This is a genomic window from Streptomyces griseorubiginosus (assembly GCF_017614965.1).
GTDB lineage: Bacteria > Actinomycetota > Actinomycetes > Streptomycetales > Streptomycetaceae > Streptomyces > Streptomyces griseorubiginosus_B.
Genome location: NZ_WVUG01000085.1, coordinates 1 through 22,800 on the forward strand (window position 1 = coordinate 1; position 22,800 = coordinate 22,800).

Here is a 22,800-nt window from a genome sequence, read left to right on the forward strand (position 1 = left end):
CTCCGGCCCCGCTTCCGGCCACCCCGGTCTCCAACCGGCCGACCATCCAGCTCACCCCCGGCAGCGCGCTCGCTCTCGCTGCTGGCGGCGGCGCCGTGGTCCTCGTCGTCGGTGCGGTCCTGGTCTCGCTGCTGCTCGCGGTCGCCATCACCGGCATGTCCGTGGCCGTGGTCGCGGTCGTCCTCCGCTCACTGCTCAAGGACCTCGACAAGCACCGCTAACGGCCCCCGGGGCGGCTCTCTCGCCAAAGAACCGCCGCCCCGGACGCCTGCACCTCTTCCAGATCCAACGGACCCGAAAGGGAAGCCTCATCATGCCCCAGCACGCCCCGAACACGCCCGTCTGCCGCGACTGCGACGGCTTCCCCGTCGTCGCCATCACCACCGGCGACCGCCACGCCGACGGCACCCGCGTCACCCTCCACATCGCCTGCCCCGCCTGCCAGGGCACCGGCCACACCGCCCGGGCCGCCGTCCTCGCCCGGATCGGGAGGTGACCGGCCATGGCTGACCTCACCCCCACCCCGGACCGTCCGGGCCTGCACGTCAGCAAGCCGTCTCCGAACACCCCCGCCACGGCATCGGCGGTCTGCCACTGCGGCGCCTCCGCCACCGCCAAGGGTGACGCCCAGGTCAAGGCACTGGTCGACGGCTACACCGCCCACCACGGCCCCGCCCACAACCGGAGGTGACCAGGTGACCGACACCGCCACCGCGGCGGGCCTCGATGCGGCCACCCTCACCGACGTGCTGAGGGTGGCCAACCGGGCCGACTTCGACCGCTGGCAAGAACAGATCAAACGCACCGGCGGATGCTCCGACCCGATCCGCCTCATGGGCGGCACGAAGACGATCGACCCAACGACGAAGACCGTGCTGCACGCGTACTCCACGGACACCGAACCAGGCGGCATGCTCCGCATCGCCTGCGGCAACCGGCGGGCCTCGCGCTGCCCGGCCTGCGCCTGGACCTACGCCGGAGACACCTACCACCTCATCCGGGCTGGTCTCGTCGGCGATCCCGCCAAAGGCACCCCGCACACGATCCGGGATCACCCGCGGGTCTTCGCTACGCTCACCGCGCCCTCGTTCGGCCCGGTCCACAACCGGCCCGGCACCCGGCCCTGCCGCTGCGGCACCCGGCACGGCGAGGACGCGCCCGAACTCGGCACCCCACTCGATCCTGACACGTACGATTACACGGGCGCGGTGCTGTGGAACAACCACGCCTCCGACCTGTGGCGCTACTTCACGATCTACCTGCGCCGCGAGATCGCCCGCCGGGCCGGACTCACCCAGAAGGCCGCCCACGAACAGTCGCGGGTCTCCTTCGGCAAGGTCGCCGAATACCAAAAGCGCGGGGCCGTGCACTTCCACGCCGTGATCCGCTTCGACGGCGCAGGAGGCCCCGACGATCCGCCCCCGGCCTGGGCCACGCTCGATCTCCTCACCGACGCCATCCGCGCCGCCGCCAAGCGCGTCGCGGTCGACGTTCCGGCCGTTGGAGACCAGCCCGCTCGCACGCTGGGCTGGGGCGAACAGCTCAAGGTCGACCCCATCACCGCCTTCGGAGACGGCGAGGAGATCAGCGAACAGGCGGTCGCCTCCTACGTCGCCAAGTACGCCACCAAGGCAGCCGAGACCACCGGCACCGTGGATCGCCGGATCGGCAACAAGGAAGCCCTGGTCCTGCTCGACGTGCCCGACCACCCCGCCCGGCTCATCGCCGCCTGCCTCGACCTGCACGCGCTCTACCCCGACCGCAAGCTCCGGGACTGGGCTCACATGCTCGGCTTCCGCGGCCACTTCTCCACCAAGTCACGCCGCTACTCCACCACCTTGGGCGCCTTACGCCAGGTCCGCGCCGACTACCGCGCCGCCCAGCAGCGCCAAGCGCTCGGCCTGCCCGACCCCGACGACAACCCGGAGGCAACCACGCTCACCGTCGCCCACTGGACCTACGCCGGACACGGCCACACCCCCGGCGAATCCTGGCTCGCCGCCAACATCCGCCGCGACATCCAGCACAACCGCGAGATCGCCCGCGAGGAACTACCCACCCTGCTCGCCCTGGAAGGAGCCGCTACGTGACTACCGCTGTCCCCGAGTTGCTGACCGTGCCGGACGTCATGGCGCGGCTCAAGGTTGGCCGGACCAAGGTCTACGACCTGATCCGTACGAACCGCCTGGTCTCCCTGAAGGTCGACGGTTGCCGTCGTATCCCCGCTGAGGCCGTGCGGGACTTCATCCGCCGTGGGACGGGGGAGGCTGCCTGATGGCCAAGCGTCGTCCCAATGGCGGGGGAACGATCACGAAGCGCAGCGATGGCCGCTATCAGGGCGCTGCCTACGTCACCGACACTGACGGCAACCGGGTGCGGAAGTTCGTCTACGGGGCCACCTACGACGAGACCAACGAGAAGCTGGGCAAGCTTCAGGATCAGGAGCGTAACGGGGTGCCCGTGCCGGCACGTTCCTGGACGCTCGGCGAGTGGCTGGCTTACTGGCTTGAGCACATCGTCAAGCCGGAGCGCGAGCACAACACGTACGTCAAGTACGAGTCGAAAGTGCGGCTTTACCTGCTGCCACACCTCGGAAAGAAGTCGCTGGTCAAGCTGACTCCCGCCCAGATCCGAACGTTCATGGCTGCGCTGAAGCGCGAAGAGGTCGGCGCGTCCGCCCGCTTCGAGGTGCTCCGCGTCCTCCGCAACGCCCTGAACCGTGCGATCCGTGAGGAGCTGCTGACCCGCAACGTCGCCCTCCTGGTCGACATGCCCAAGGTCAGCAAGGACAAGGGCAAGGCGTGGAACGCGCGTGAGGCGATTACGTTCCTTCGGGCTGCTCGCGCTCACCGCCTCTACGCGGCCTGCGTCCTCGTCCTCGTGCTGGGTCTGCGTCGCAGTGAGCTTCTGGGCCTGCGCTGGCAAGACATCGACTTCGAAGCTCGGCAGTTCACCCCGGTCAAGCAGGTGCAGCGGGTCAAGGGCGTCGGTCTGGTCCTCAAAGACCTCAAGACTGAGTCGTCACAGGCGGTGCTCCCTCTGCCAGAGTTCTGCGCCCGTGCCTTGGAAGAGCGTCGGGAGCTGCAAGAGCTGGAACGGAAGATCGCTGGTGAACACTGGTCGCAGGAGCCGGACCATGACCTGATCTTCTCCTCGGAGCACGGCGGCATGATCGATCCGGTCGGCTTCTCTCGGACCTTCGATCGCGTCGTCAAGCGCGCTGGCGTGCGCCGCATCACGGTCCGCCTTGCCCGGCACACCTGCGGGACCCTGCTCGCCTTCCTGAAGGTGCACCCCAAGGTCGCTCAGGCGATCCTCCGGCACAGCCAGATCAGCATGACCATGGACGTCTACACGCACGTGGTTGGCGACAGCGAGCGGGAAGCCGTCTCGATGCTGGCCGAACTCCTGGAAGACCCGCTCATCGGCTGACCGCCGCCGTTGATGTCAAGCGTTGATGTCAAAGACCCCCAACCATGATCGGTTGGGGGTCTTTTGGCTGGTGGGGCTAACAGGATTTGAACCTGTGGCCTCATCCTTATCAGGGATGCGCTCTAACCAACTGAGCTATAGCCCCGCCGCGCTCTGCGGTGTGTGTCCCGCGCGCTGACTCCTGAAGATTAGCGCACGACGTGGGCAGTCCCAAAATCGATAGTCCCGCTCCGCGGAGCGGGACCCTCACTCGTCCTCGGCGAGCGTCAGCTCGACGCCTCCGACGAAGCCGGCGGACAGGTTGTAGATGAACGCGCCGAGGGTCGCGAGCGCCGTCGCGAGGACGACGTCGATCACCGCGATGATGGACGTGAACATCAGGACGTGCGGCAGCGACAGGAAGGACTGCAGGTCGAAGCCGTTGGACTCGTTGGAGCCTGTCGCCTCCGAGATGGTGCCGCCGACCGTCGAGAACACGCCCATCGCGTCCATGACCATCCACAGCACGGCGGACGCCACGATCGTGCAGATGCCGAGCGCGATGGAGAGCAGGAAGCTCACCTTCATCACCGACCACGGATCGGCCTTCGCCACGCGCAGACGTGCCTTGCGGATGCGGGGCGTGGTGCGCGCGCCGGTGCGAGGACGGCGTACGGCGCCGGTGGCCGGCTGCGTCTGGCTCGGGTAGGCCTGCGGCGGGTGGTAGGGCCCGGCGGGCTGCTGCGGCTGCCGCTCGCCGGGGAGCGGAGAGGCCGACTGCTGCGGCGGAGCCGGCTGAGCCGGCGGCTGGTGCTTGGCCTGGCCCGCTCCGGGCGGCTGCTGAGCCTGCGCGCCCCGGGTGTCCGTCACAGTTCCCCCCTGTGATCCATGCGCGTCGGCGGAGGGCGGACTGGTCGGTTCCGCCTCCACCTTGCGCAGTTGAGTCGTGTGCGGATCGGACGCACGCGCGGCGGAGCCACGGCCGCCGCCGTCCGTTTCCGTACCCGTGGGGGTACCGGCCGATCCGGCGCCCGTGGCTCCGCTCACGATGACTCTCTCCTCGTGCTACTCGGCCGAGGGCGCCTCACCCTCGTCCGTGCCGGTGGTCACGGCACCCTCCGCGGTCTCGTCCACGGCCACGTCGCCGTCGACTTCCTCCGCCTCGCGTCCCGCCTCGGCGTTACGAGCGATACCGACGACGGCATCGCGCTTGCCCAGGTTGATCAGTTGGACGCCCATGGTGTCACGGCCCGTCTCCCTGATCTCGTTGACTCGCGTACGAATCACGCCGCCCGACAGTGTGATGGCGAGGATCTCGTCGGTCTCCTCGACCACCAGCGCGCCGACGAGTGAGCCGCGGTCCTCGACGATCTTGGCGGCCTTGATACCCAGGCCGCCGCGACCCTGGACGCGGTACTCGTCGACGGCGGTCCGCTTCGCGTACCCACCGTCTGTGGCAGTGAACACGAACGTACCGGGTCGAACAACATTCATCGAGAGCAGCTGGTCTCCCTCACGGAAACTCATGCCCTTGACACCCGAGGTGGCGCGCCCCATGGGCCGGAGTGCCTCATCGGTGGCGGTGAACCTGATCGACTGTGCCTTCTTGCTGATCAGAAGCAGATCGTCCTCGGCCGAGACGAGTTCGGCACCGATCAGTTCGTCGTCGGAACCGTCCTCCGTCTCGCGGAGGTTGATGGCGATGACACCGCCGGAACGGGGCGAATCGTAATCCTTCAGAGGCGTCTTCTTGACCAGACCGCCCTTGGTGGCCAGCACCAGGTAGGGCGCCGCCTCGTAGTCGCGGATGGCGAGGATCTCGGCGATCGCCTCGTCCGGCTGGAAGGCGAGCAGGTTCGCCACGTGCTGGCCGCGCGCGTCACGGCCGGCGTCGGGAAGCTCGTACGCCTTCGCCCGGTAGACCCGGCCCTTGTTGGTGAAGAACAGCAGCCAGTGGTGCGTGGTGGAGACGAAGAAGTGGTCGACGATGTCGTCTTCCTTCAGCTTCGTGCCGCGCACGCCCTTGCCGCCGCGCTTCTGGGCGCGGTAGTCGTCCGTCTTGGTGCGCTTGACATAGCCGCCGCGCGAGACGGTGACGACGATGTCCTCCTCGGCGATGAGGTCCTCGATGGACATGTCGCCGTCGTAGGGCACCAGCATGGTCTTGCGGTCGTCGCCGTACTTCTCGACGATCGCGGCGAGTTCCTCGCTGACGATGCCGCGCTGGCGGACCGGGGAGGCCAGGATCTCGTTGTACTCGTTGATCTTCGCCTGGAGTTCGTCGTGCTCCTGGACGATCTTCTGCCGCTCCAGGGCGGCGAGTCGGCGCAGCTGCATCTCGAGGATGGCGTTGGCCTGGATCTCGTCGATCTCCAGGAGGTCCATCAGGCCCGTGCGCGCGATCTCGACGGTCTCACTGCGCCGGATCAGCGCGATGACCTCGTCGATGGCGTCCAGGGCCTTCAGCAGGCCGCGCAGGATGTGCGCCCGCTCCTCGGCCTTGCGCAGCCGGAAGCGCGTACGGCGGACGATGACCTCGATCTGGTGCGCCACCCAGTGCCGGATGAACGCGTCCAGGGACAGGGTGCGCGGCACGCCGTCGACCAGCGCCAGCATGTTGGCGCCGAAGTTGGTCTGCAGGTCCGTGTGCTTGTAGAGGTTGTTCAGGACGACCTTGGCGACCGCGTCCCGCTTCAGCACGATGACCAGGCGCTGGCCGGTGCGCGAGGACGTCTCGTCACGGACGTCCGCGATGCCGCCGATCTTGCCGTCCTTGACCAGGTCGGCGATCTTCTGCGCGAGGTTGTCGGGGTTGACCTGGTAGGGCAGCTCCGTGACCACCAGGCACTGGCGGTTCTGGATCTCCTCGACCTCGACGACCGCGCGCATGGTGATCGAGCCGCGGCCCGTGCGGTAGGCCTCCTCGATGCCCTTGCGGCCCACCACCAGGGCGCCGGTGGGGAAGTCGGGGCCCTTGATGCGCTCGATCAGGGCGTCCAGGAGCTCCTCGTGCGAGGCCTCGGGGTTCTCCAGGTACCACTGGGCGCCGGCGGCGACCTCGCGCAGGTTGTGCGGCGGGATGTTGGTGGCCATGCCGACCGCGATACCGGCCGAGCCGTTGATCAGCAGGTTCGGGAAGCGGGCGGGCAGGACGGTCGGCTCCTGGGAGCGGCCGTCGTAGTTGTCCATGAAGTCGACGGTTTCCTCGTCGATGTCACGGACCATCTCCATCGACAGCGGCGCCATCTTGCACTCGGTGTAGCGCATGGCCGCCGCCGGGTCGTTGCCCGGAGAGCCGAAGTTGCCGTTGGAGTCCACCAGCGGCATCCGCATCGACCACGGCTGCGCGAGACGGACCAGCGCGTCGTAGATCGAGGAGTCGCCGTGCGGGTGGTAGCTGCCCATGACGTCGCCGACGACACGGGCGCACTTGTAGAAGCCGCGCTCGGGGCGGTAGCCGCCGTCGTACATGGCGTACAGGACGCGCCGGTGGACGGGCTTGAGACCGTCCCGGACGTCGGGCAGCGCGCGGGACACGATGACGGACATCGCGTAGTCCAGGTACGAACGCTGCATCTCCGTCTCGAGCCCGACGGGCTCGATGCGCATCACGAGGTCGCCGCCCTCTTCAGGGGTGACAGGAGTGTTCTCGTCGGCCATTGCTGGTGAAGATCCTTCCTGGTGCGGTCAGCTGAGACCGACTCAGATGTCGAGGAAGCGGACGTCCTTGGCGTTGCGCTGGATGAACTGGCGCCGGGCCTCGACGTCCTCGCCCATCAGCACCGAGAACAGGTCGTCGGCCTGGGCGGCGTCGTCGAGGGTGACCTGGCCGAGCACGCGGTGCTCCTGGTCCATCGTCGTCACACGCAGCTCCTCGGCGTTCATCTCACCGAGGCCCTTGAAACGCTGGATGGTGTCTTCCTTGATGCGCTTGCCGCGCTGCCGGCCGAGCTCCACCAGGGCGTCGCGCTCGCGGTCGGAGTAGGCGTACTCGACCTCGTCCCGGCCCCACTTGAGCTTGTAGAGCGGGGGACGCGACAGGAACACGTGCCCGGCCTCGACCAGCGGCCGCATGAAGCGGAAGAGGAAGGTCAGCAGCAGGGTGCTGATGTGCTGGCCGTCGACATCGGCGTCCGCCATCAGGATGATCTTGTGATAGCGCAGCTTCTCGATGTCGAAGTCCTCGTGAACTCCGGTGCCGAAGGCCGAGATCAGCGCCTGGATCTCCTGGTTCTGCAGGATCTTGTCGATCCTGGCCTTCTCGACGTTGAGGATCTTGCCTCGGATCGGGAGGATCGCCTGGTACTGCGGGTTGCGGCCGGACTTGGCCGAGCCGCCGGCGGAGTCACCCTCGACGATGAAGATCTCGCACTTGGTCGGGTCGTTGGACTGGCAGTCGGAGAGCTTGCCCGGCAGCGACGCCGACTCCAGCAGGCCCTTGCGGCGGGTCAGGTCGCGGGCCTTGCGGGCCGCCACGCGCGCGGTGGCCGCCTGGATGCCCTTGCGGATGATGTCCGCCGCCTCGACCGGGTTGCGGTCCAGCCAGTCGTTGAGGTGCTCGTAGACCGCCCGCTGCACGAAGGTCTTGGCCTCCGTGTTGCCGAGCTTGGTCTTCGTCTGGCCCTCGAACTGCGGCTCGCTCAGCTTCACCGAGATGATCGCGGTCAGACCCTCGCGGATGTCGTCACCCGTGAGGTTGTCGTCCTTCTCGCGCAGCAGCTTCTTGTCGCGCGCGTACTTGTTGATGAGTGAGGTCAGGGCCGCGCGGAAGCCCTCCTCGTGGGTGCCGCCCTCGTGCGTGTGGATGATGTTGGCGAAGGAGTACACGCCCTCGCTGTAACCGCTGTTCCACTGCATCGCGACCTCGAGGGACAGGCTCTTGTCCTTGTCCTCGGCCTCGAGGTCGATGACGGTGTTGTGCACCACGTCTCCCTTGCGGGAGTTGAGGTACTTCACGAAGTCGACGATGCCGCCCTCGTAGTGGTACGTGACGGTCTTGACCTCGGCCTTCTCGTCCGCACCGGCCTCGTCGGCACCGGAGGTCGCCTTCGCCGACTCGCGCTCGTCAGTGAGTTTGATGGTCAAACCCTTGTTGAGGAACGCCATCTCCTGGAAGCGCCGCGAGAGCGTCTCGAAGGAGTACTCGGTGGTCTCGAAGATGTCCGGGTCGGCCCAGAAGGTGACCGAGGTGCCGGTCTCCTCGGTGGCCTCGTGCTTGGCCAGCGGCGCCGTCGGGACGCCCAACTTGTAGTCCTGCGTCCAGCGGTGGCCGTCGGTCCTCACCTCGACGGCGACCTTCGACGACAGCGCGTTCACGACGGAGACACCCACGCCGTGCAGACCGCCGGAGACCGCGTAGCCGCCGCCGCCGAACTTGCCGCCCGCGTGCAGCACGGTCAGCACGACCTCGAGGGCCGGCTTGCCCTCGGAGGCGACGATGCCCACCGGGATGCCACGCCCGTTGTCGACGACGCGCACGCCGCCGTCCGGGAGGATCGTGACGTCGATGGTGTCCGCGTAGCCGGCCAGTGCCTCGTCGACCGAGTTGTCGACGACCTCGTACACGAGGTGGTGCAGCCCCCGCTCACCGGTCGAGCCGATGTACATACCGGGGCGCTTGCGGACCGCGTCCAGCCCCTCGAGGACGGTGATGGCGCTGGCGTCGTACGAGGCGGTGGCCTCGCCGTTCGACGAGGTCACCGCGCCGTTCTCGCCGGCGTCGGTGGACGGGATGTTCTCGTTGGGGTTGCCGGAATCGGCCACGAAGCGCCCTTTCTGGCACAGCACGAGCCGGGCTCGTCGGCGGGTTGCCGGAGCGGCTGCGGCATGTTGCGTTGGTAAGCCTTGATCAGCGTTGCTCAGCTTTTCCCGGACGGTCCCCACGAATGGGGCGGGATTAGCTTCCAGTCTACCGGTAGCGCCGACAGTGATGGGGGTTTGCCGGTACCTGAGTCCTCATGTGGCGCCCTCAACCGGTCTCGTCCGACTCCCCATATGCGGAGCGGGGCTCCAAGAGGCTCACGCAGGCACTCAGCGCTTTCGGCTGTCAACCCCTGGCTACTTGGGAGTCAGGTCGCGATTCGCAGCCGCGTGCGGTGGTACGCCAAGGCGCCCCGCGGCGGTACGACGGCACCGCCGCGGAGGCCCGGATGTGAGGTCTGTCACCCGTAGGTGTCGCCGGGTCCGGTGCTGCCCGGGGCGCGCAGGGGGCCGTAGCGACGGGCGGGGCCACTGGGGCCGTTCACCTTGATCACCCTCACCGCGCCGTGCCCCAGGTCCTCGTTGAGCCGGGCGACCAGGGTGGGGGCCAGCAGGCGCAGGTTCGTCGCCCAGGCCGTGGAGTCGCAGCGCACGAAGAGCACCCGCTCGTCCTCGTCGTACTTCTCCGGCACGCAGTGCTTGGCCACGTCCTCGCCGACGATCTGCGGCCAGCGGCCCATCACCCCGCCCACCGCGGCTGGCGTCTCCCAACCCCGCTCGGTGATCAGCCGGTTGATCGCGGCGCCCAGCGCCATGGGGTCGCGTCCGTCGGCGCGCGCTCCGGAGCGCAGCCCCCCGCGTCGCGCCTGCTTCTTCTGCTGCGCCGCGTCCCCCCGCGCGCGTGCAGCTTCCTTCGCCGCCCTGAGCGCCACGCGCGCGAGATCGACGCCACTGGGCTCGGCGGGCTTGTCAGCCGCGGGTTCCCGATCCGTCATACGCGCTCCACCGTCCCGTCCGCCACGGAGAACCGGGTACCCGCCAGCACGTGCGGTACGTCGTCGTCGACCGCGGCCGTCACCAGCACCTGCTCACCGGGCGCCACCAGCTCGGCCAGCCGTTCCCGGCGGCGGGTGTCCAACTCGGCGAAGACGTCGTCGAGGACCAGCACCGGTTCGTTGCCCTCGGCGCGCAACAGGTCGTAGGAGGCCAGGCGCAACGCCAGCGCGTACGACCAGGACTCGCCGTGCGAGGCGTACCCCTTGGCGGGCAACTGGCCCAGTTTGAGCAGCAGATCGTCCCTGTGCGGTCCCACAAGGGTGACGCCCCGTTCGATCTCCTGCTTGCGCGCCTCGGCGAGCGCCGCCGTCAACTGCTCGTACAGATCCTCACGCGTGTGTGCCTCACCGGGCGCCGACGGCTTGTAGTCGAGGGCGATCGGGCCGCCGCCGGGGGCCAGTTGCTCGTAGGCCTTGTCGGCGAGCGGCTGGAGCGCGGCGATCAGGTCGAGGCGCTGGGCGAGCAACTCGGCGCCCACGCGGGCGAGATGCTGGTCCCAGACGTCCAGCGTGGACAGGTCCATGGAGCGGCCGCCGTGCCGCCGGGCGAGGGCTGCCGACTTCAGCAGGGTGTTGCGCTGCTTGAGCACCCGCTCGTAGTCGGAGCGGACGCCGGCCATGCGCGGGGAGCGGGCGGTGATCAGCTCGTCGAGGAAACGACGCCGCTCCCCGGGGTCGCCCTTGACCAGGGCGAGATCCTCGGGCGCGAACAGCACGGTCCGTACGATGCCGAGCACGTCACGGGGTCTGACCTGCGAGGACCTGTTGATCCGGGCCCGGTTGGACTTGCCGGGGTTCAGCTCCAGCTCGACCAGCTGCTGCCGCTCGCCCTGCCTGATCTGCGCCCGGATCACCGCGCGGTCGGCCCCCATGCGCACCAGGGGGGCGTCGGAGGCGACCCGGTGGCTGCCGAGGGTGGCGAGGTAGCCGACCGCCTCGACGAGGTTGGTCTTGCCCTGGCCGTTGGGGCCGACGAAGGCGGTGACGCCCGGGTCGAGCGGGACTTCGACCCGGGCGTACGAGCGGAAGTCGGCCAGCGACAGATGCGTGACGTGCATGGTCGGTCGCCGACCTCCCCCAGGTTGTGGACTGCTCGCGCAGCCCTGTGGATTACTTCGTCTCGACCGCGTGGCCGCCGAACTGGTTCCGCAGCGCCGCGATCATCTTCATCTGCGGAGAGTCCTCCTGGCGCGACGCGAACCGCGCGAAGAGGGAGGCCGTGATCGCCGGGAGCGGCACGGCGTTGTCGATGGCGGCTTCCACAGTCCAGCGTCCCTCGCCGGAGTCCTGTGCAAAACCCTTCAGCCTGTCCAGGTGCTCGTCCGCGTCGAGGGCGTTGACCGCCAGGTCCAGCAGCCAGGAACGGATGACGGTGCCCTCCTGCCAGGAGCGGAAGACCTCGCGCACGTCCGTGACGGAGTCGACCTTCTCCAGCAGCTCCCAGCCCTCGGCGTAGGCCTGCATCATCGCGTACTCGATGCCGTTGTGGACCATCTTCGCGAAGTGGCCCGCGCCGACCTTGCCGGCGTGCACCGCGCCGAACGTCCCTTCGGGCTTGAGGGCGTCGAAGACCGGCTGCACCTTGGCGACGTTCTCCGCGTCGCCGCCGTACATCAGCGCGTAGCCGTTCTCCAGGCCCCAGACGCCGCCGGAGACCCCGCAGTCGACGAAGCCTATGCCCTTGGCCGCGAGCTCCTCGGCGTGCTTCTCGTCGTCCGTCCAGCGGGAATTGCCGCCGTCCACGACGACGTCGCCCGGCTGGAGGAGCTCGGCAAGCTCGTCGACCGTCGACTGGGTGGGGGCACCGGCCGGGACCATCACCCAGACCACGCGCGGGGCCGCGAGGCTCTCCACAAGCTCTTTCAGGCTGTGGACATCCGCGAGGTCCGGGTTGCGGTCGTATCCGACGACGGTGTGGCCCGCGCGGCGGATCCGCTCGCGCATGTTGCCGCCCATCTTGCCGAGGCCGACGAGACCGAGCTCCATCAGTGTTGATCCTTAGGTTGCTGTGTGGCGTGTGAGGCACCTGTTCGTACCCACGTCCGAGCCTAAACCCGGACGCTCACGCACAGCTGTGGGCATACACGCTCAGATGTACGCCCCGACCTGCGGGTTTCCCCCAGGCCGCGAGGTCTTTCTCCACGGCCTGTGGACAACCCGCCCCGCGTCAGCCGCTCAGCCGGACCGGCATACTGCGATCTTGTGGGGGACAACCCCCACACCCCCAGCAATCGTCCAGGCGGCCTTGGCTCATTCGCTCAGCCGCTCAGCCGGACCGGCATGATCAGGTACTTGTAGGCCTCGTCCGCCTCCGCGTCCAGGGCCGGCTTGCCGCTCAGCAGGGCCGGCTTCGTGGACGTGGTGAAGGAGAGCTGGGCGACGGGGGAGTCGATCGCGCTCAGGCCGTCCAGCAGGAAGGTCGGGTTGAAGGCGATCGAGATGTCATCGCCCTCCAGCTGCGCGTCGACCCTCTCCACAGCCTGTGCGTCGTCGCTGGAGCCGGCCTCCAGGATGAGCACGCCCTGCTCGAAGCTGAGCCGCACCGGGGTGTTGCGCTCGGCGACCAGGGCCACGCGCTTGACGGCCTCAACGAACGGGGCGGTCTCGATCACGGCGATCGAGTTGAACTCCGTCGGGAACAGCGTGCGGTACTTCGGGAGGTCGCCCTCGAGGAGGCGGGTGGTGGTGCGCCGCCCGGCGCCCTCGAAACCGATCAGGCCCTCGCCCGCGCCCGAGCCGGACAGCGCCAGGGTCACGCTGTCACCGCTGGTCAGCGCCTTGGCCGTGTCCAGGAGCGTCTTGGCGGGCACCAGGGCGACCGCGGAGGCCTCCGGGTTCTCCGGCTTCCACAGGAACTCGCGGACCGCGAAGCGGTAGCGGTCGGTGGAGGCCAGCGTCACCGTGTCGCCCTCGATCTCGATGCGCACACCGGTGAGGACGGGCAGCGTGTCGTCACGACCGGCGGCGATGGCCACCTGGGCGGCCGCGGAGGCGAAGACCTCGCCCGGCACCGTGCCCGTCGCGTTCGGCATCTGCGGCAGGGACGGGTACTCCTCCACAGGCAGGGTGTGGAGTGTGAACCGCGAGGAGCCGCACACCACCGTCGCCCGTACACCGTCTGTGGAAATCTCCACCGGGCGGTTGGGGAGCGCGCGGCAGATGTCGGCGAGCAGCCGGCCGGAGACGAGGACCGTGCCCTCCTCCTCGACCTCCGCCTCCACCGACACCCGCGCCGAGACCTCGTAGTCGAAGCTGGACAGGCTCAGGGCCCCGTCGTCGGCCTTCAGCAGGAGGCCGGCGAGGACAGGCGCCGGCGGACGGGCCGGGAGGCTGCGCGCCGCCCAGGCCACTGCCTCCGCGAGTACGTCGCGTTCCACCCGGATCTTCACTGTTGCCGCCTCCTGCTGTTGCCGGCGCTTCTACGGCCTGCCTGGCTTCGTCGTCTGTCTCGGTGTCGTCGGCCCCTGTGGCGGGAAGGACACCGGGGAACAGTCTGACGCACGGCACTGACAGTAGGTGCCCGTCGGGGTCAAGTCGTGACGAGGGGCAGCCGGGAGCCGGACGGCGAGTTGTGCACAGGGCCCTCTTCGAAACGAACTTCTCGCTCTCTCTAGTCGGGAGTAGTAGTAGGGGCTGTGGATACCGTGGATAACCCCGTTTTCCCAGCTCAGAGGCGAGATTTTGTCCACTGGCCCTGTGGGCGGAGGCGGTGGACAACTCCGGGGTTCTGTGGAGAACAGAAAGTTCTGCACACCCCGTGCACAGCCTGAGGCGACTTCTCCCCAGTGCCGTCCCCAGCTTTACCCATGTTTCCCACAGCCCAACCCGGCACCTTCGTGTGACGCCTTTCACTCGACGCGGTGATCAGCCGCGTCGCGTTGCCGAACAGTGGACAGGCATGTGGAGAAGTGGCGATTCGCTGGGGACAACAAGGCCCGTCCTGTGGGTTGCCGGTGGACAACTCGATGCACAGCCTGTGGATCTTCCCGCTGTCCACAGTCTGTGGAGATCCTCCGTCCACGAATCCACAGCCACCTGAACTGCGGTGATCGTCTTTCAACAGCCTGCCTGTGGACCGTGATCTGGACAACTTCGCAGTCCCCAGGATGTGGACGGCAAAAAGTCACCGGATCTGTGGAGAGAGGCCGTAACCCGGCAGGTAATCGAACAGCGGGTGTCCGCAGGACGACGAAGGGCGCCCCCGGGATCGGTCCCGGGAGCGCCCCTCGACGGCGTGAGTGCGGCCGGCTCAGCCGTTCTTGATGCGGTTCGTCAGCTCCGTCACCTGGTTGTAGATGGAGCGTCGCTCGGCCATCAGATTGCGGATCTTGCGGTCCGCGTGCATGACGGTCGTGTGGTCGCGGTTGCCGAACTGCGCGCCGATCTTCGGCAGCGAGAGGTCGGTCAGCTCACGGCACAGATACATGGCGATCTGCCGGGCGGTGACCAGGGCCCGCCCGCGCGAGGTGCCGCACAGGTCCTCCACCGTCAGCCCGAAGTACTGCGCGGTCTCCGCCATGATGGCGCCGGCCGTGATCTCGGGAGCGGAGTCCTCGCCGCCGGGGATCAGGTCCTTGAGGACGATCTCGGTCAGACCCAGGTCCACCGGCTGCCGGTTGAGCGAGGCGAACGCCGTCACCCGGATCAGCGCGCCCTCCAGCTCGCGGATGTTGCGCGAGATGCGGGAGGCGATGAACTCCAGTACCTCCGGCGGGGCGTTGAGCTGCTCCTGCACCGCCTTCTTGCGCAGGATCGCGATGCGCGTCTCCAGCTCGGGCGGCTGGACGTCGGTGATCAGGCCCCACTCGAAACGGTTCCGCAGCCGGTCCTCCAGCGTGACCAGCTGCTTGGGCGGCCGGTCGCTGGAGAGCACGATCTGCTTGTTGGCGTTGTGGAGCGTGTTGAAGGTGTGGAAGAACTCCTCCTGCGTCGACTCCTTGTCCGCGAGGAACTGGATGTCGTCGACGAGCAGGATGTCCATCTCGCGGTAGCGCTTGCGGAAGCTGTCGCCCTTGCCGTCGCGGATGGAGTTGATGAACTCGTTGGTGAACTCCTCCGAGCTCACATATCGCACGCGCGTGCCCGGGTAGAGGCTGCGCGCGTAGTGCCCGATGGCGTGCAGCAGGTGGGTCTTGCCGAGGCCCGACTCCCCGTAGATGAACAGGGGGTTGTAGGCCTTCGCCGGTGCCTCGGCGACGGCGACCGCGGCCGCGTGCGCGAAGCGGTTGGAGGCGCCGATGACGAACGTGTCGAAGAGGTACTTCGGGTTCAGGCGCGCGGTGGGCTCACCGGGACCGGTGGCCGGCGCGGGCTTCGCGGCCAGGGGGCCGGGGGCGCCGGTGGTGGGCAGGTTGGGGCCGACGGGGCCGCCGCGGTGGACGTGCCCCGAGCCGGACGGCTGCTCGGGCAGTTCCCGGCGGGGGGCGCGGTCGTACTCGCTCCGGCCCTCGCGGTCGAAGTCCGGGCGGGGCTGGTCGTAGTCGGAGCGCTGGCCGTCGTAGGGCGGCCTTTCCATCGACTGCGGACGGTAGTCCTGGGACGACGGGGCGTACGAGTCCTGCGGGGAGCCGTAGGAGTCCTGCGACGGGGAGGCGTAGGGGTCGCGCTCCGGAAAACCGAGGCGCTGCTGCTGCCAGCTGTACTCGTCCTGGGAGGGGCGCGGCCAGGCCCCGGGCTCGGGGCGCTGGTACTCGGAGGGGTAGGCCGGGCGCGGGCTGGGGAGCTGGTCCGCACGCGGGGGCGGCAGCTGGTCGCCCGGGCCGCCGGGCAGCTCGGTGCGGGTCTGGTGGCGATCGTCGGCGCGGTGGCGGCCGTATCCCTCGTACTGGTTGTCGTAGGAGCCGTCGTACTGGCCCGAGGGCAGTTCCGGTTCCTCGTAGCGCGGCTGGGAGCGGACCGGGGGCGCCGGCGGGGCCGGGGGTTCGCCGGCGGAGTCGTCGACGGTGATCGCGATGCGGATCGGGCGGCCGCACTCGCGGCTCAGCGTCTCGCTGACGATCGGCGCGAGGCGCCCCTCGAGCACGCCCTTCGCGAACTCGTTCGGTACGGCGAGCAGGGCGGTGTCCGCGACGAGCGCGAGCGGCTGGCAGCGCCGGATCCAGTGCTCGTCCTTCGTCTCCACACCCTGCCCGCGCCCCTCGCCGAGAAGCTGCTCCAGTACTCGTGGCCACACTGCGGCAAGATCGGCAGGTACGTCAGCCACAGGGCACGCTCTCTCACGAGTCCCACGAACGTGTGGTTGTGGGACGGGTCGGGATTCAAATGGGATGGAGCCAAGAACAAGGGGTCAAGGGAACGAATCGGAGTTCAGCCACGGTAGTCAGGGCGACGGGTGCGGTTCAAGTTGTTGTCCCCAGGCTGTGGATAGTGTCTCTCCGTCACTCCTGGTTTGACCGGATGGCGTAGCCGCGCGTACCGTAACCAGGTCGAGTTGTCGATGGCTGCTGCCGCCTGCCTCCGAAGGGCACAGATCGCTGAAGGTGATCGGGAAGCGGTGCACTCGGGCGTAACTGCGAGCTACTCGTGGGCGCACGGTGACAGCCAGGACGGCACCCGCAACCACCGATTTGATTTCTGGAGCCCCCGAGTGAGCAAGCGCACCTTCCAGCCGAACAACCGTCGTCGCGCGAAGACCCACGGCTTCCGGCTGCGTATGCGCACCCGTGCCGGCCGCGCGATTCTCGCGTCCCGCCGTAGCAAGGGTCGCGCCCGTCTGTCCGCCTGATCCCGGTCAGGTCATGCCGTCGTGCTGCCCACCGAGAACCGGCTGAGGCGGCGCGAGGACTTCGCGACCGCGGTACGACGAGGGCGCCGGGCCGGCCGCCCGTCCCTCGTCGTCCATCTTCGTAGCGGTGCCACGGACCCGCACGCGCCTGGGGAGAGCGCTCCCCCGACGCGTGCGGGTTTCGTCGTGAGCAAGGCCGTGGGCGGAGCGGTCGTCCGCAACAAGGTGAAGCGCAGGCTGCGTCATCTGATGCGCGATCGAGTCGCCCTGTTTCCCCCCGGTAGCCTGGTAGTCGTACGAGCGCTGCCCGGTGCGGGCGACGCCGACCATGCACAACTGGCCCGAGACCTGGATGCCGCCCTGGAGCGGCTGCTGGGAGGGGGCGCGCGATGAAGTACCCGCTGCTGGCTCTGATCAAGCTGTACCAGTGGACGATCAGTCCGCTGCTCGGACCGGTGTGCAAGTACTACCCGTCGTGTTCCCACTACGGCTACACGGCCATCGACCGCCACGGCGCCATCAAGGGCACGGCGCTCACGGCCTGGCGCATCCTGCGGTGCAATCCGTGGTCGCTGGGCGGTGTGGACCATGTCCCTGAGCGCAAGCGCCCGCGGTGGCACGAAATGCTGCGTGACGCCTGGCGCGCACGCAGGGGCGGGCCCTCCGCCGCCGAACCGGTCACCGAAGAGAATCCTGTTTCGAGCACCGAAGAGAATCCTCCTTCGAGCCCGGCCGCAGAGACCTCGTCCCATGCCCAAGGAGCATGATTAGTGGACACGATTGCCAGCCTCTTCAGCTTCATCACGACACCCGTCTCATGGGTCATCGTCCAGTTCCACAAGATGTACGGCGCCATCTTCGGCCCCGACACCGGGTGGGCCTGGGGCCTGTCGATCGTGTCCCTGGTGATCCTGATCCGTATCTGCCTGATCCCGCTCTTCGTGAAGCAGATCAAGTCGACGCGGGCCATGCAGACGCTCCAGCCGGAGATGAAGAAGATCCAGGAGCGCTACAAGAACGACAAACAGCGCCAGTCCGAAGAGATGATGAAGCTGTACAAGGAGACGGGCACCAACCCGCTCTCCTCGTGCCTTCCCATCCTGGCGCAGTCTCCGTTCTTCTTCGCCCTGTACCACGTGCTCAACGGCATCGCCTCGGGCAAGACCATCGGCGTCATCAACGACTCGCTGCTGGCCAGCGCTCGTAAGGCGCACATCTTCGGGGCACCGCTCGCCGCGAAGTTCAAGGACGGCGCCGCCACCGTCCACGCTCTGGGCGCCACGGTCACCGACGTGCGGGTCGTCACCGCGCTCATGATCGTCCTGATGTCGGCCTCGCAGTTCTACACGCAGCGCCAGCTGATGACGAAGAACGTCGACACCACGGTGAAGACGCCGTTCATGCAGCAGCAGAAGATGCTGATGTACGTCTTCCCGGTCATGTTCGCCGTCTTCGGCATCAACTTCCCGGTCGGTGTCCTCGTCTACTGGCTGACCACCAACGTGTGGACCATGGGCCAGCAGATGTACGTCATCCACAACAACCCGACCCCGGGTTCCAAGGCCCAGGCGGCCTACCTGGAGCGCCTGAGCAAGCACGTCACGCAGCACGGCAAGGTCCGTCGCCGCAGCGAGAAGACGATCGTCAAGGCGATCGTCGCCAAGGGCCGTGACCGCAACGAGTTCGAGCGCAAGTTCATCAACGGTCTCAACAAGGCGGGCCTCGCGGCCCAGGCCGACGGCACCGTGGTGAAGAGCGACAGCGCCGTGGCGGTCCAGACCGAGGACGGTACGCCCACGACGACCGGCACCGCCGTTCCCAAGCGCCAGCAGCCCAAGCGTCAGAGCAAGGCCCAGCGGCAGTCCGGCGGTGCCAAGCCGGCCGGTGAGACCACCTCGCTGAGCAAGTCCGACGAGCCCGAGGACGCCAAGCCCGCCGCCCCTGCCAAGAAGGCCGCTCCACAGCCCGGCGCCGGCGGCACCCGCAGCAAGGCCCAGTCCGGGCAGCGCAAAGGCCCGCAGCGCCCCAAGTCCCCGTCCAAGAAGTAAGAAGGAGCCCATCCCGTGACGGAAGGCACCACCTCCGCCGCTGCCGAGGGTGCAGACACCCTGACCCGCCTGGAGCAGGAGGGCGAGATCGCGGCGGACTACCTCGAGGGTCTGCTGGACATCGCCGATCTCGACGGCGACATCGACATGGACGTCGAGGCCGACCGCGCCGCTGTCTCGATCATCAGCGACGCGGGGAGCCGAGACCTGCAGAAGCTGGTCGGCCGTGACGGCGAGGTGCTGGAGGCGCTGCAGGAGCTGACGCGCCTGGCCGTCCACCGGGAGACCGGGGACCGCAGCCGGCTGATGCTGGACATCGCGGGCTACCGGGCCAAGAAGCGTGCCGAGCTGTCCGAGCTGGGTGCCAAGGCCGCCGCCGATGTGAAGAACAGCGGCGAGCCGGTGAAGCTGCAGCCGATGACGCCGTTCGAGCGCAAGGTGGTGCATGACGCGGTCAAGGCCGCGGGTCTGCGCAGCGAGTCCGAGGGCGAGGAGCCGCAGCGCTTCGTCGTCGTGCTCCCCGCCTGATCGGTCCCCACGTCCCTCCGGCCCCGTCTGTTGCGCAGACGGGGCCGGTCTTTGTCAGCCTGATAGTTCTGGTGGCCGGCGCCGGGTGCGCCGGTGCGGTACGGAAGGACGGTCCCCGTGACGGAGGCAGCGGAACTCCCCCCTGCGCCCGAGCATGCGCGTGAGGTGTTCGGCGATCGCTTCGCGGACGCGGTGCGCTATGCGGAGCTGCTCGCCGAGGCGGGTGTGCAGCGGGGGCTGATCGGCCCACGGGAAGTGCCCCGCCTGTGGGAGCGGCATCTGCTGAACTGTGCGGTGCTCTCGGAGGTCGTACCCGAGGGCGTCACCGTCTGCGACGTCGGCTCAGGGGCCGGCCTGCCGGGCATTCCCCTGGCGCTTGTGCGGGAAGACCTGAAGATCACGCTGCTGGAGCCCTTGCTGCGGCGGACCACCTTCCTCACCGAGGTCGTGGAGCTGCTGGGCCTGGACCATGTGACCGTCGTCCGCGGCCGCGCCGAGGAGGTCATGGGCAAGCTCACTCCGGTCCATGTGGTGACGGCGCGAGCGGTTGCCCCGTTGGACCGGCTGGCCACCTGGGGAATCCCGCTGCTGCGCCCGTACGGCGAGATGCTGGCGCTCAAGGGGGACACCGCCGAGGAGGAGCTCAAGAGTGCCGCCACGGCGCTCAGCAAGCTCGGTGCCGTGGAGACCTCCATCCTGCATGTGGGTGAGGGAGTGGTGGATCCCTTGTCCACGGTCGTCCGGGTCGAGGTCGGGGAGAGCCCCGGCGGTGTGCGGTTCGCGGCCAAGCGTGCGAAGGCTGCTCGCACCGGTCGTGCGCGTCGACGCCGCTGATCCGTCCTGACGACGAGACGTACTCCACACAAGCTGCCAAACCTACGCGCGCCGGAGTGTCGCGACAGTTCGATCACGGCTGCTGTGCATCGTGTTTCACGTGAAACGTCGCTCACTGCTGCACGGCATCATCAGCCGGGGCCGCGCTGCGGCCGAACCCCGCGACCGAAAGCCCCTTGGTTCACTCGATGAGGGTGTGGAGTTGTCCACAGAGGTGGATTTCTCCACAGAACAACAGGCCTCACTGGTTCACAACCCCGAAGACATGGGAGGCTCTGTTCATTGCGAGCCTGAAGTCGAGGAGAGTGAATCCTTGCGGTCCGACGCCAACATCGCGGGACCGATGACCGATCCGGTCCCCGGTCCCCGTACCGAGTCGATGGGGGAGGATGTTTCACGTGAAACACCGCCCCCGATGGACGACACTCCGATCGGTCGTGCTGCCCAACTGGCGGTGGAGGCGCTGAATCGCGCCGGCGAGGGCCTGCCACGGCCCGAGCAGACCCGCATCATCGTGGTCGCCAACCAGAAGGGCGGCGTGGGGAAGACGACGACTACGGTCAACCTCGCCGCTTCGCTGGCTGTGCACGGAGGCCGTGTCCTCGTGGTCGACCTCGATCCCCAGGGCAACGCGTCCACGGCCCTGGGAATCGACCACCATGCCGAAGTGCCGTCCATCTACGACGTGCTGATCGACAGCAAACCGCTGGCCGAAGTCGTCCAGCCCGTCCCCGATGTCGAAGGACTCTTCTGTGCGCCCGCCACCATCGATCTCGCCGGTGCGGAGATCGAGCTGGTGTCCCTGGTGGCACGGGAGAGCCGACTGCAGCGGGCGATCCAGGCATACGAACATCCGCTGGACTACATCCTCATCGACTGCCCGCCCTCACTCGGTCTGCTGACGGTCAACGCGTTGGTCGCCGGCGCGGAGGTGCTCATCCCGATCCAGTGTGAGTACTACGCGCTGGAGGGTCTCGGGCAACTGCTGCGCAACGTCGACCTGGTGCGGGGGCACCTCAACCCCGCCCTGCATGTCTCGACGATTCTGCTCACCATGTACGACGGCCGGACGCGACTCGCGTCGCAGGTCGCGGAAGAGGTGCGCACCCACTTCGGCGACGAGGTGCTGCGGACGAGCATTCCCCGCTCGGTCCGCATCTCCGAGGCGCCGAGCTACGGACAGACAGTGCTGACCTATGATCCGGGGTCCAGCGGTGCCTTGTCCTATCTTGAGGCGGCACGAGAAATCGCTCTGAAGGGTGTCGGCGTCAGTTACGACCCGACGCAGGCCCATATCGGGGCCCAGAGCAACCCGAGCATGGTGGAGGGGATTCAGTGAGCGAGCGACGGAGGGGTTTGGGCCGTGGTCTCGGCGCACTGATCCCCGCGGCCCCGACGGAGAAGACGCCGGCCCCGGCTGCGGCTTCCGCGTCCCCCGCATCGGTTCCGGTGCTGACGACCGACCGCGGAGTGGCCGCGGCGAAGGTGGCGACGCTGCCGCCTGTTTCACATGAAACCGAGGAGCCGTCGCTGTACGGTGCCGCGGAGACGCCCGCGCCTCCCATGGGGGCCCACTTCGCGGAACTTCCCCTCGACTCCATCAGCCCGAACCCGCGCCAGCCGCGTGACGTCTTCGACGAGGACGCGCTGCAGGAACTCGTCACCTCCATCAAGGAGGTCGGCCTCCTCCAGCCGGTCGTCGTGCGGCAGGTCGGCCCCACGCGCTATGAGCTCATCATGGGTGAGCGGCGCTGGCGGGCCAGCCGTGAGGCCGGTCTCGAGGCGATTCCGGCGATCGTGCGGGCCACGGAGGACGACAAGCTTCTCCTGGACGCCCTCCTGGAGAACCTGCACCGCGCGCAGCTGAACCCGCTGGAAGAGGCCGCGGCCTACGACCAGCTCCTGAAGGACTTCAACTGCACGCACGACCAGCTGGCCGACCGCATCGGTCGCTCCCGCCCTCAGGTCTCCAACACCTTGCGTCTGCTGAAGCTCTCGCCGGCGGTCCAGCGGCGGGTCGCCGCGGGGGTCCTCTCCGCCGGTCACGCGAGGGCTTTGCTGTCCGTCGAGGACTCGGAGGAGCAGGACCGACTCGCCCACCGGATCGTGGCCGAGGGTCTCTCAGTCCGGGCCGTCGAGGAGATCGTGACCCTCATGGGCTCGCGGCCGCAGACGGCTCAGCGTTCCAAGGGGCCGCGGGCCGGTGCCCGGGTCTCCCCGGCGCTCAGCGACTTGGCGACCCGGCTCTCGGACCGGTTCGAGACGCGGGTGAAGGTCGATCTGGGGCAGAAGAAGGGGAAGATCACGGTCGAGTTCGCCTCCATGGAGGACCTCGAGCGGATCCTCGGCACACTCGCCCCGGGCGAGGGTCCGGTCCTGCAGAAGGGCCTTGTGGAGGGTGACTCGGAGGAGTCCGAGGGCTAGGCAGTCCGAGGCAGTCCGAGTCGTCTCGCTCGGCCGGTGGACAAGGCGGGCCGTGTCCGGTGTGTACGGACACGGC

22 protein-coding genes and 1 tRNA gene are annotated in these 22,800 nt (G+C 68.3%); 14 read left to right on the top strand and 9 right to left on the bottom strand.

All coding sequences use genetic code 11. The annotated features are described in order from the left end of the window. From GRC12_RS17970 to GRC12_RS17995, 6 genes are all read left to right on the top strand, one after another. On the top strand, positions 1–221 hold a 221-nt coding region (locus GRC12_RS17970; RefSeq protein WP_208780319.1), incomplete at its 5' end, for a SpdD protein. Between the two features lie 92 nt (positions 222–313). Beyond that, the gene (locus GRC12_RS17975; RefSeq protein ID WP_208780320.1) at positions 314–496 is read left to right on the top strand and encodes a hypothetical protein; all 183 of its coding nucleotides are present in this window, start codon (positions 314–316) and stop codon (positions 494–496) included. A gap of 6 nt (positions 497–502) precedes the next feature. Continuing rightward, positions 503–691, top strand: coding sequence for a hypothetical protein (locus GRC12_RS17980; protein ID WP_208780321.1), 189 nt, complete (start codon positions 503–505; stop codon positions 689–691). Positions 692–695: 4 nt separating this feature from the next. After that, a complete protein-coding gene (gene repSA, locus GRC12_RS17985; RefSeq protein WP_208780322.1) occupies positions 696–2,090 on the top strand; it encodes a replication initiator protein RepSA in 1,395 nt (464 codons plus the stop codon). Beyond that, positions 2,087–2,275 carry a helix-turn-helix domain-containing protein gene (locus GRC12_RS17990; RefSeq protein WP_208780323.1) on the top strand — a complete coding sequence of 63 codons (189 nt, stop codon included), beginning with the start codon at positions 2,087–2,089 and terminating at the stop codon, positions 2,273–2,275. Before repSA ends, GRC12_RS17990 begins: the two co-directional genes overlap by 4 nt. Then, on the top strand, positions 2,275–3,432 hold the full coding sequence (locus GRC12_RS17995) for a tyrosine-type recombinase/integrase (RefSeq protein ID WP_208780324.1): 1,158 nt from the start codon (positions 2,275–2,277) through the stop codon (positions 3,430–3,432). Before GRC12_RS17990 ends, GRC12_RS17995 begins: the two co-directional genes overlap by 1 nt. Positions 3,433–3,500: 68 nt before the next feature. Here GRC12_RS17995 and GRC12_RS18000 read toward each other — a convergent pair. From GRC12_RS18000 to dnaA, 9 genes are all read right to left on the bottom strand, one after another. Beyond that, positions 3,501–3,577: transfer RNA gene (locus GRC12_RS18000), tRNA-Ile, on the bottom strand. A 101-nt stretch (positions 3,578–3,678) separates the two neighbouring features. Then, positions 3,679–4,458, bottom strand: a complete 780-nt coding sequence (locus tag GRC12_RS18005) for a DUF3566 domain-containing protein (protein ID WP_208780325.1) — start codon at positions 4,456–4,458, stop codon at positions 3,679–3,681. Positions 4,459–4,476: 18 nt separating this feature from the next. Continuing rightward, complete coding sequence (gene gyrA / locus GRC12_RS18010) at positions 4,477–7,071, bottom strand: DNA gyrase subunit A (RefSeq protein WP_208780326.1); 2,595 nt, start codon at positions 7,069–7,071, stop codon at positions 4,477–4,479. A gap of 42 nt (positions 7,072–7,113) precedes the next feature. Further along, positions 7,114–9,198: a DNA topoisomerase (ATP-hydrolyzing) subunit B gene (gyrB, locus tag GRC12_RS18015; protein ID WP_208780327.1), complete on the bottom strand. Its 2,085-nt coding sequence runs from the start codon at positions 9,196–9,198 to the stop codon at positions 7,114–7,116. 374 nt (positions 9,199–9,572) lie between these two features. After that, positions 9,573–10,106 carry a DUF721 domain-containing protein gene (locus tag GRC12_RS18020; RefSeq protein ID WP_208780328.1) on the bottom strand — a complete coding sequence of 178 codons (534 nt, stop codon included), beginning with the start codon at positions 10,104–10,106 and terminating at the stop codon, positions 9,573–9,575. Beyond that, positions 10,103–11,224, bottom strand: coding sequence for a DNA replication/repair protein RecF (recF, locus tag GRC12_RS18025; protein WP_208780329.1), 1,122 nt, complete (start codon positions 11,222–11,224; stop codon positions 10,103–10,105). The genes GRC12_RS18020 and recF overlap by 4 nt, the downstream gene beginning before the upstream one ends. A 52-nt stretch (positions 11,225–11,276) precedes the next feature. Continuing rightward, positions 11,277–12,152 (bottom strand): phosphogluconate dehydrogenase (NAD(+)-dependent, decarboxylating), encoded by an 876-nt coding sequence (gene gnd / locus GRC12_RS18030; protein WP_208780330.1) that lies wholly within the window; start codon positions 12,150–12,152, stop codon positions 11,277–11,279. Between the two features lie 272 nt (positions 12,153–12,424). Then, entirely contained in the window at positions 12,425–13,555 is a 1,131-nt protein-coding gene (gene dnaN / locus GRC12_RS18035; protein WP_133048363.1) for a DNA polymerase III subunit beta, read from the bottom strand. A gap of 860 nt (positions 13,556–14,415) precedes the next feature. Continuing rightward, positions 14,416–16,368 (bottom strand): chromosomal replication initiator protein DnaA, encoded by a 1,953-nt coding sequence (gene dnaA / locus GRC12_RS18040; protein ID WP_208780331.1) that lies wholly within the window; start codon positions 16,366–16,368, stop codon positions 14,416–14,418. A 384-nt stretch (positions 16,369–16,752) separates the two neighbouring features. Between dnaA and rpmH the strand changes: the two genes are divergently transcribed. From rpmH to GRC12_RS18080, 8 genes are all read left to right on the top strand, one after another. Beyond that, entirely contained in the window at positions 16,753–16,890 is a 138-nt protein-coding gene (gene rpmH, locus GRC12_RS18045; RefSeq protein ID WP_003956500.1) for a 50S ribosomal protein L34, read from the top strand. A gap of 21 nt (positions 16,891–16,911) precedes the next feature. Further along, positions 16,912–17,283: a ribonuclease P protein component gene (gene rnpA / locus GRC12_RS18050; protein WP_133048360.1), complete on the top strand. Its 372-nt coding sequence runs from the start codon at positions 16,912–16,914 to the stop codon at positions 17,281–17,283. Further along, complete coding sequence (gene yidD / locus GRC12_RS18055) at positions 17,280–17,657, top strand: membrane protein insertion efficiency factor YidD (protein ID WP_208780332.1); 378 nt, start codon at positions 17,280–17,282, stop codon at positions 17,655–17,657. The genes rnpA and yidD overlap by 4 nt, the downstream gene beginning before the upstream one ends. A 3-nt stretch (positions 17,658–17,660) precedes the next feature. Next, the gene (yidC, locus tag GRC12_RS18060; protein WP_208780333.1) at positions 17,661–18,938 is read left to right on the top strand and encodes a membrane protein insertase YidC; all 1,278 of its coding nucleotides are present in this window, start codon (positions 17,661–17,663) and stop codon (positions 18,936–18,938) included. Positions 18,939–18,953: 15 nt separating this feature from the next. Further along, complete coding sequence (locus GRC12_RS18065) at positions 18,954–19,466, top strand: Jag family protein (RefSeq protein ID WP_133048357.1); 513 nt, start codon at positions 18,954–18,956, stop codon at positions 19,464–19,466. A gap of 117 nt (positions 19,467–19,583) precedes the next feature. Next, on the top strand, positions 19,584–20,300 hold the full coding sequence (gene rsmG, locus GRC12_RS18070; RefSeq protein ID WP_208780334.1) for a 16S rRNA (guanine(527)-N(7))-methyltransferase RsmG: 717 nt from the start codon (positions 19,584–19,586) through the stop codon (positions 20,298–20,300). 265 nt (positions 20,301–20,565) lie between these two features. Further along, the gene (locus GRC12_RS18075) at positions 20,566–21,639 is read left to right on the top strand and encodes a ParA family protein (protein WP_208780343.1); all 1,074 of its coding nucleotides are present in this window, start codon (positions 20,566–20,568) and stop codon (positions 21,637–21,639) included. Continuing rightward, positions 21,636–22,724: a ParB/RepB/Spo0J family partition protein gene (locus GRC12_RS18080; RefSeq protein WP_208780335.1), complete on the top strand. Its 1,089-nt coding sequence runs from the start codon at positions 21,636–21,638 to the stop codon at positions 22,722–22,724. The genes GRC12_RS18075 and GRC12_RS18080 overlap by 4 nt, the downstream gene beginning before the upstream one ends. Positions 22,725–22,800: the final 76 nt, after the last annotated feature.

Coding starts and splice junctions, on each gene's coding strand:
- GRC12_RS17995 (WP_208780324.1), top strand. CDS start 2,275: ATGGCCAAGCGTCGTCCCAATGGCGGGGGAACGATCACGAAGCGCAGC.
- gnd (WP_208780330.1), bottom strand. CDS start 12,152: ATGGAGCTCGGTCTCGTCGGCCTCGGCAAGATGGGCGGCAACATGCGC.
- yidD (WP_208780332.1), top strand. CDS start 17,280: ATGAAGTACCCGCTGCTGGCTCTGATCAAGCTGTACCAGTGGACGATC.
- GRC12_RS17975 (WP_208780320.1), top strand. CDS start 314: ATGCCCCAGCACGCCCCGAACACGCCCGTCTGCCGCGACTGCGACGGC.
- GRC12_RS18075 (WP_208780343.1), top strand. CDS start 20,566: ATGGGAGGCTCTGTTCATTGCGAGCCTGAAGTCGAGGAGAGTGAATCC.
- GRC12_RS18020 (WP_208780328.1), bottom strand. CDS start 10,106: ATGACGGATCGGGAACCCGCGGCTGACAAGCCCGCCGAGCCCAGTGGC.
- GRC12_RS17980 (WP_208780321.1), top strand. CDS start 503: ATGGCTGACCTCACCCCCACCCCGGACCGTCCGGGCCTGCACGTCAGC.
- recF (WP_208780329.1), bottom strand. CDS start 11,224: ATGCACGTCACGCATCTGTCGCTGGCCGACTTCCGCTCGTACGCCCGG.
- gyrA (WP_208780326.1), bottom strand. CDS start 7,071: ATGGCCGACGAGAACACTCCTGTCACCCCTGAAGAGGGCGGCGACCTC.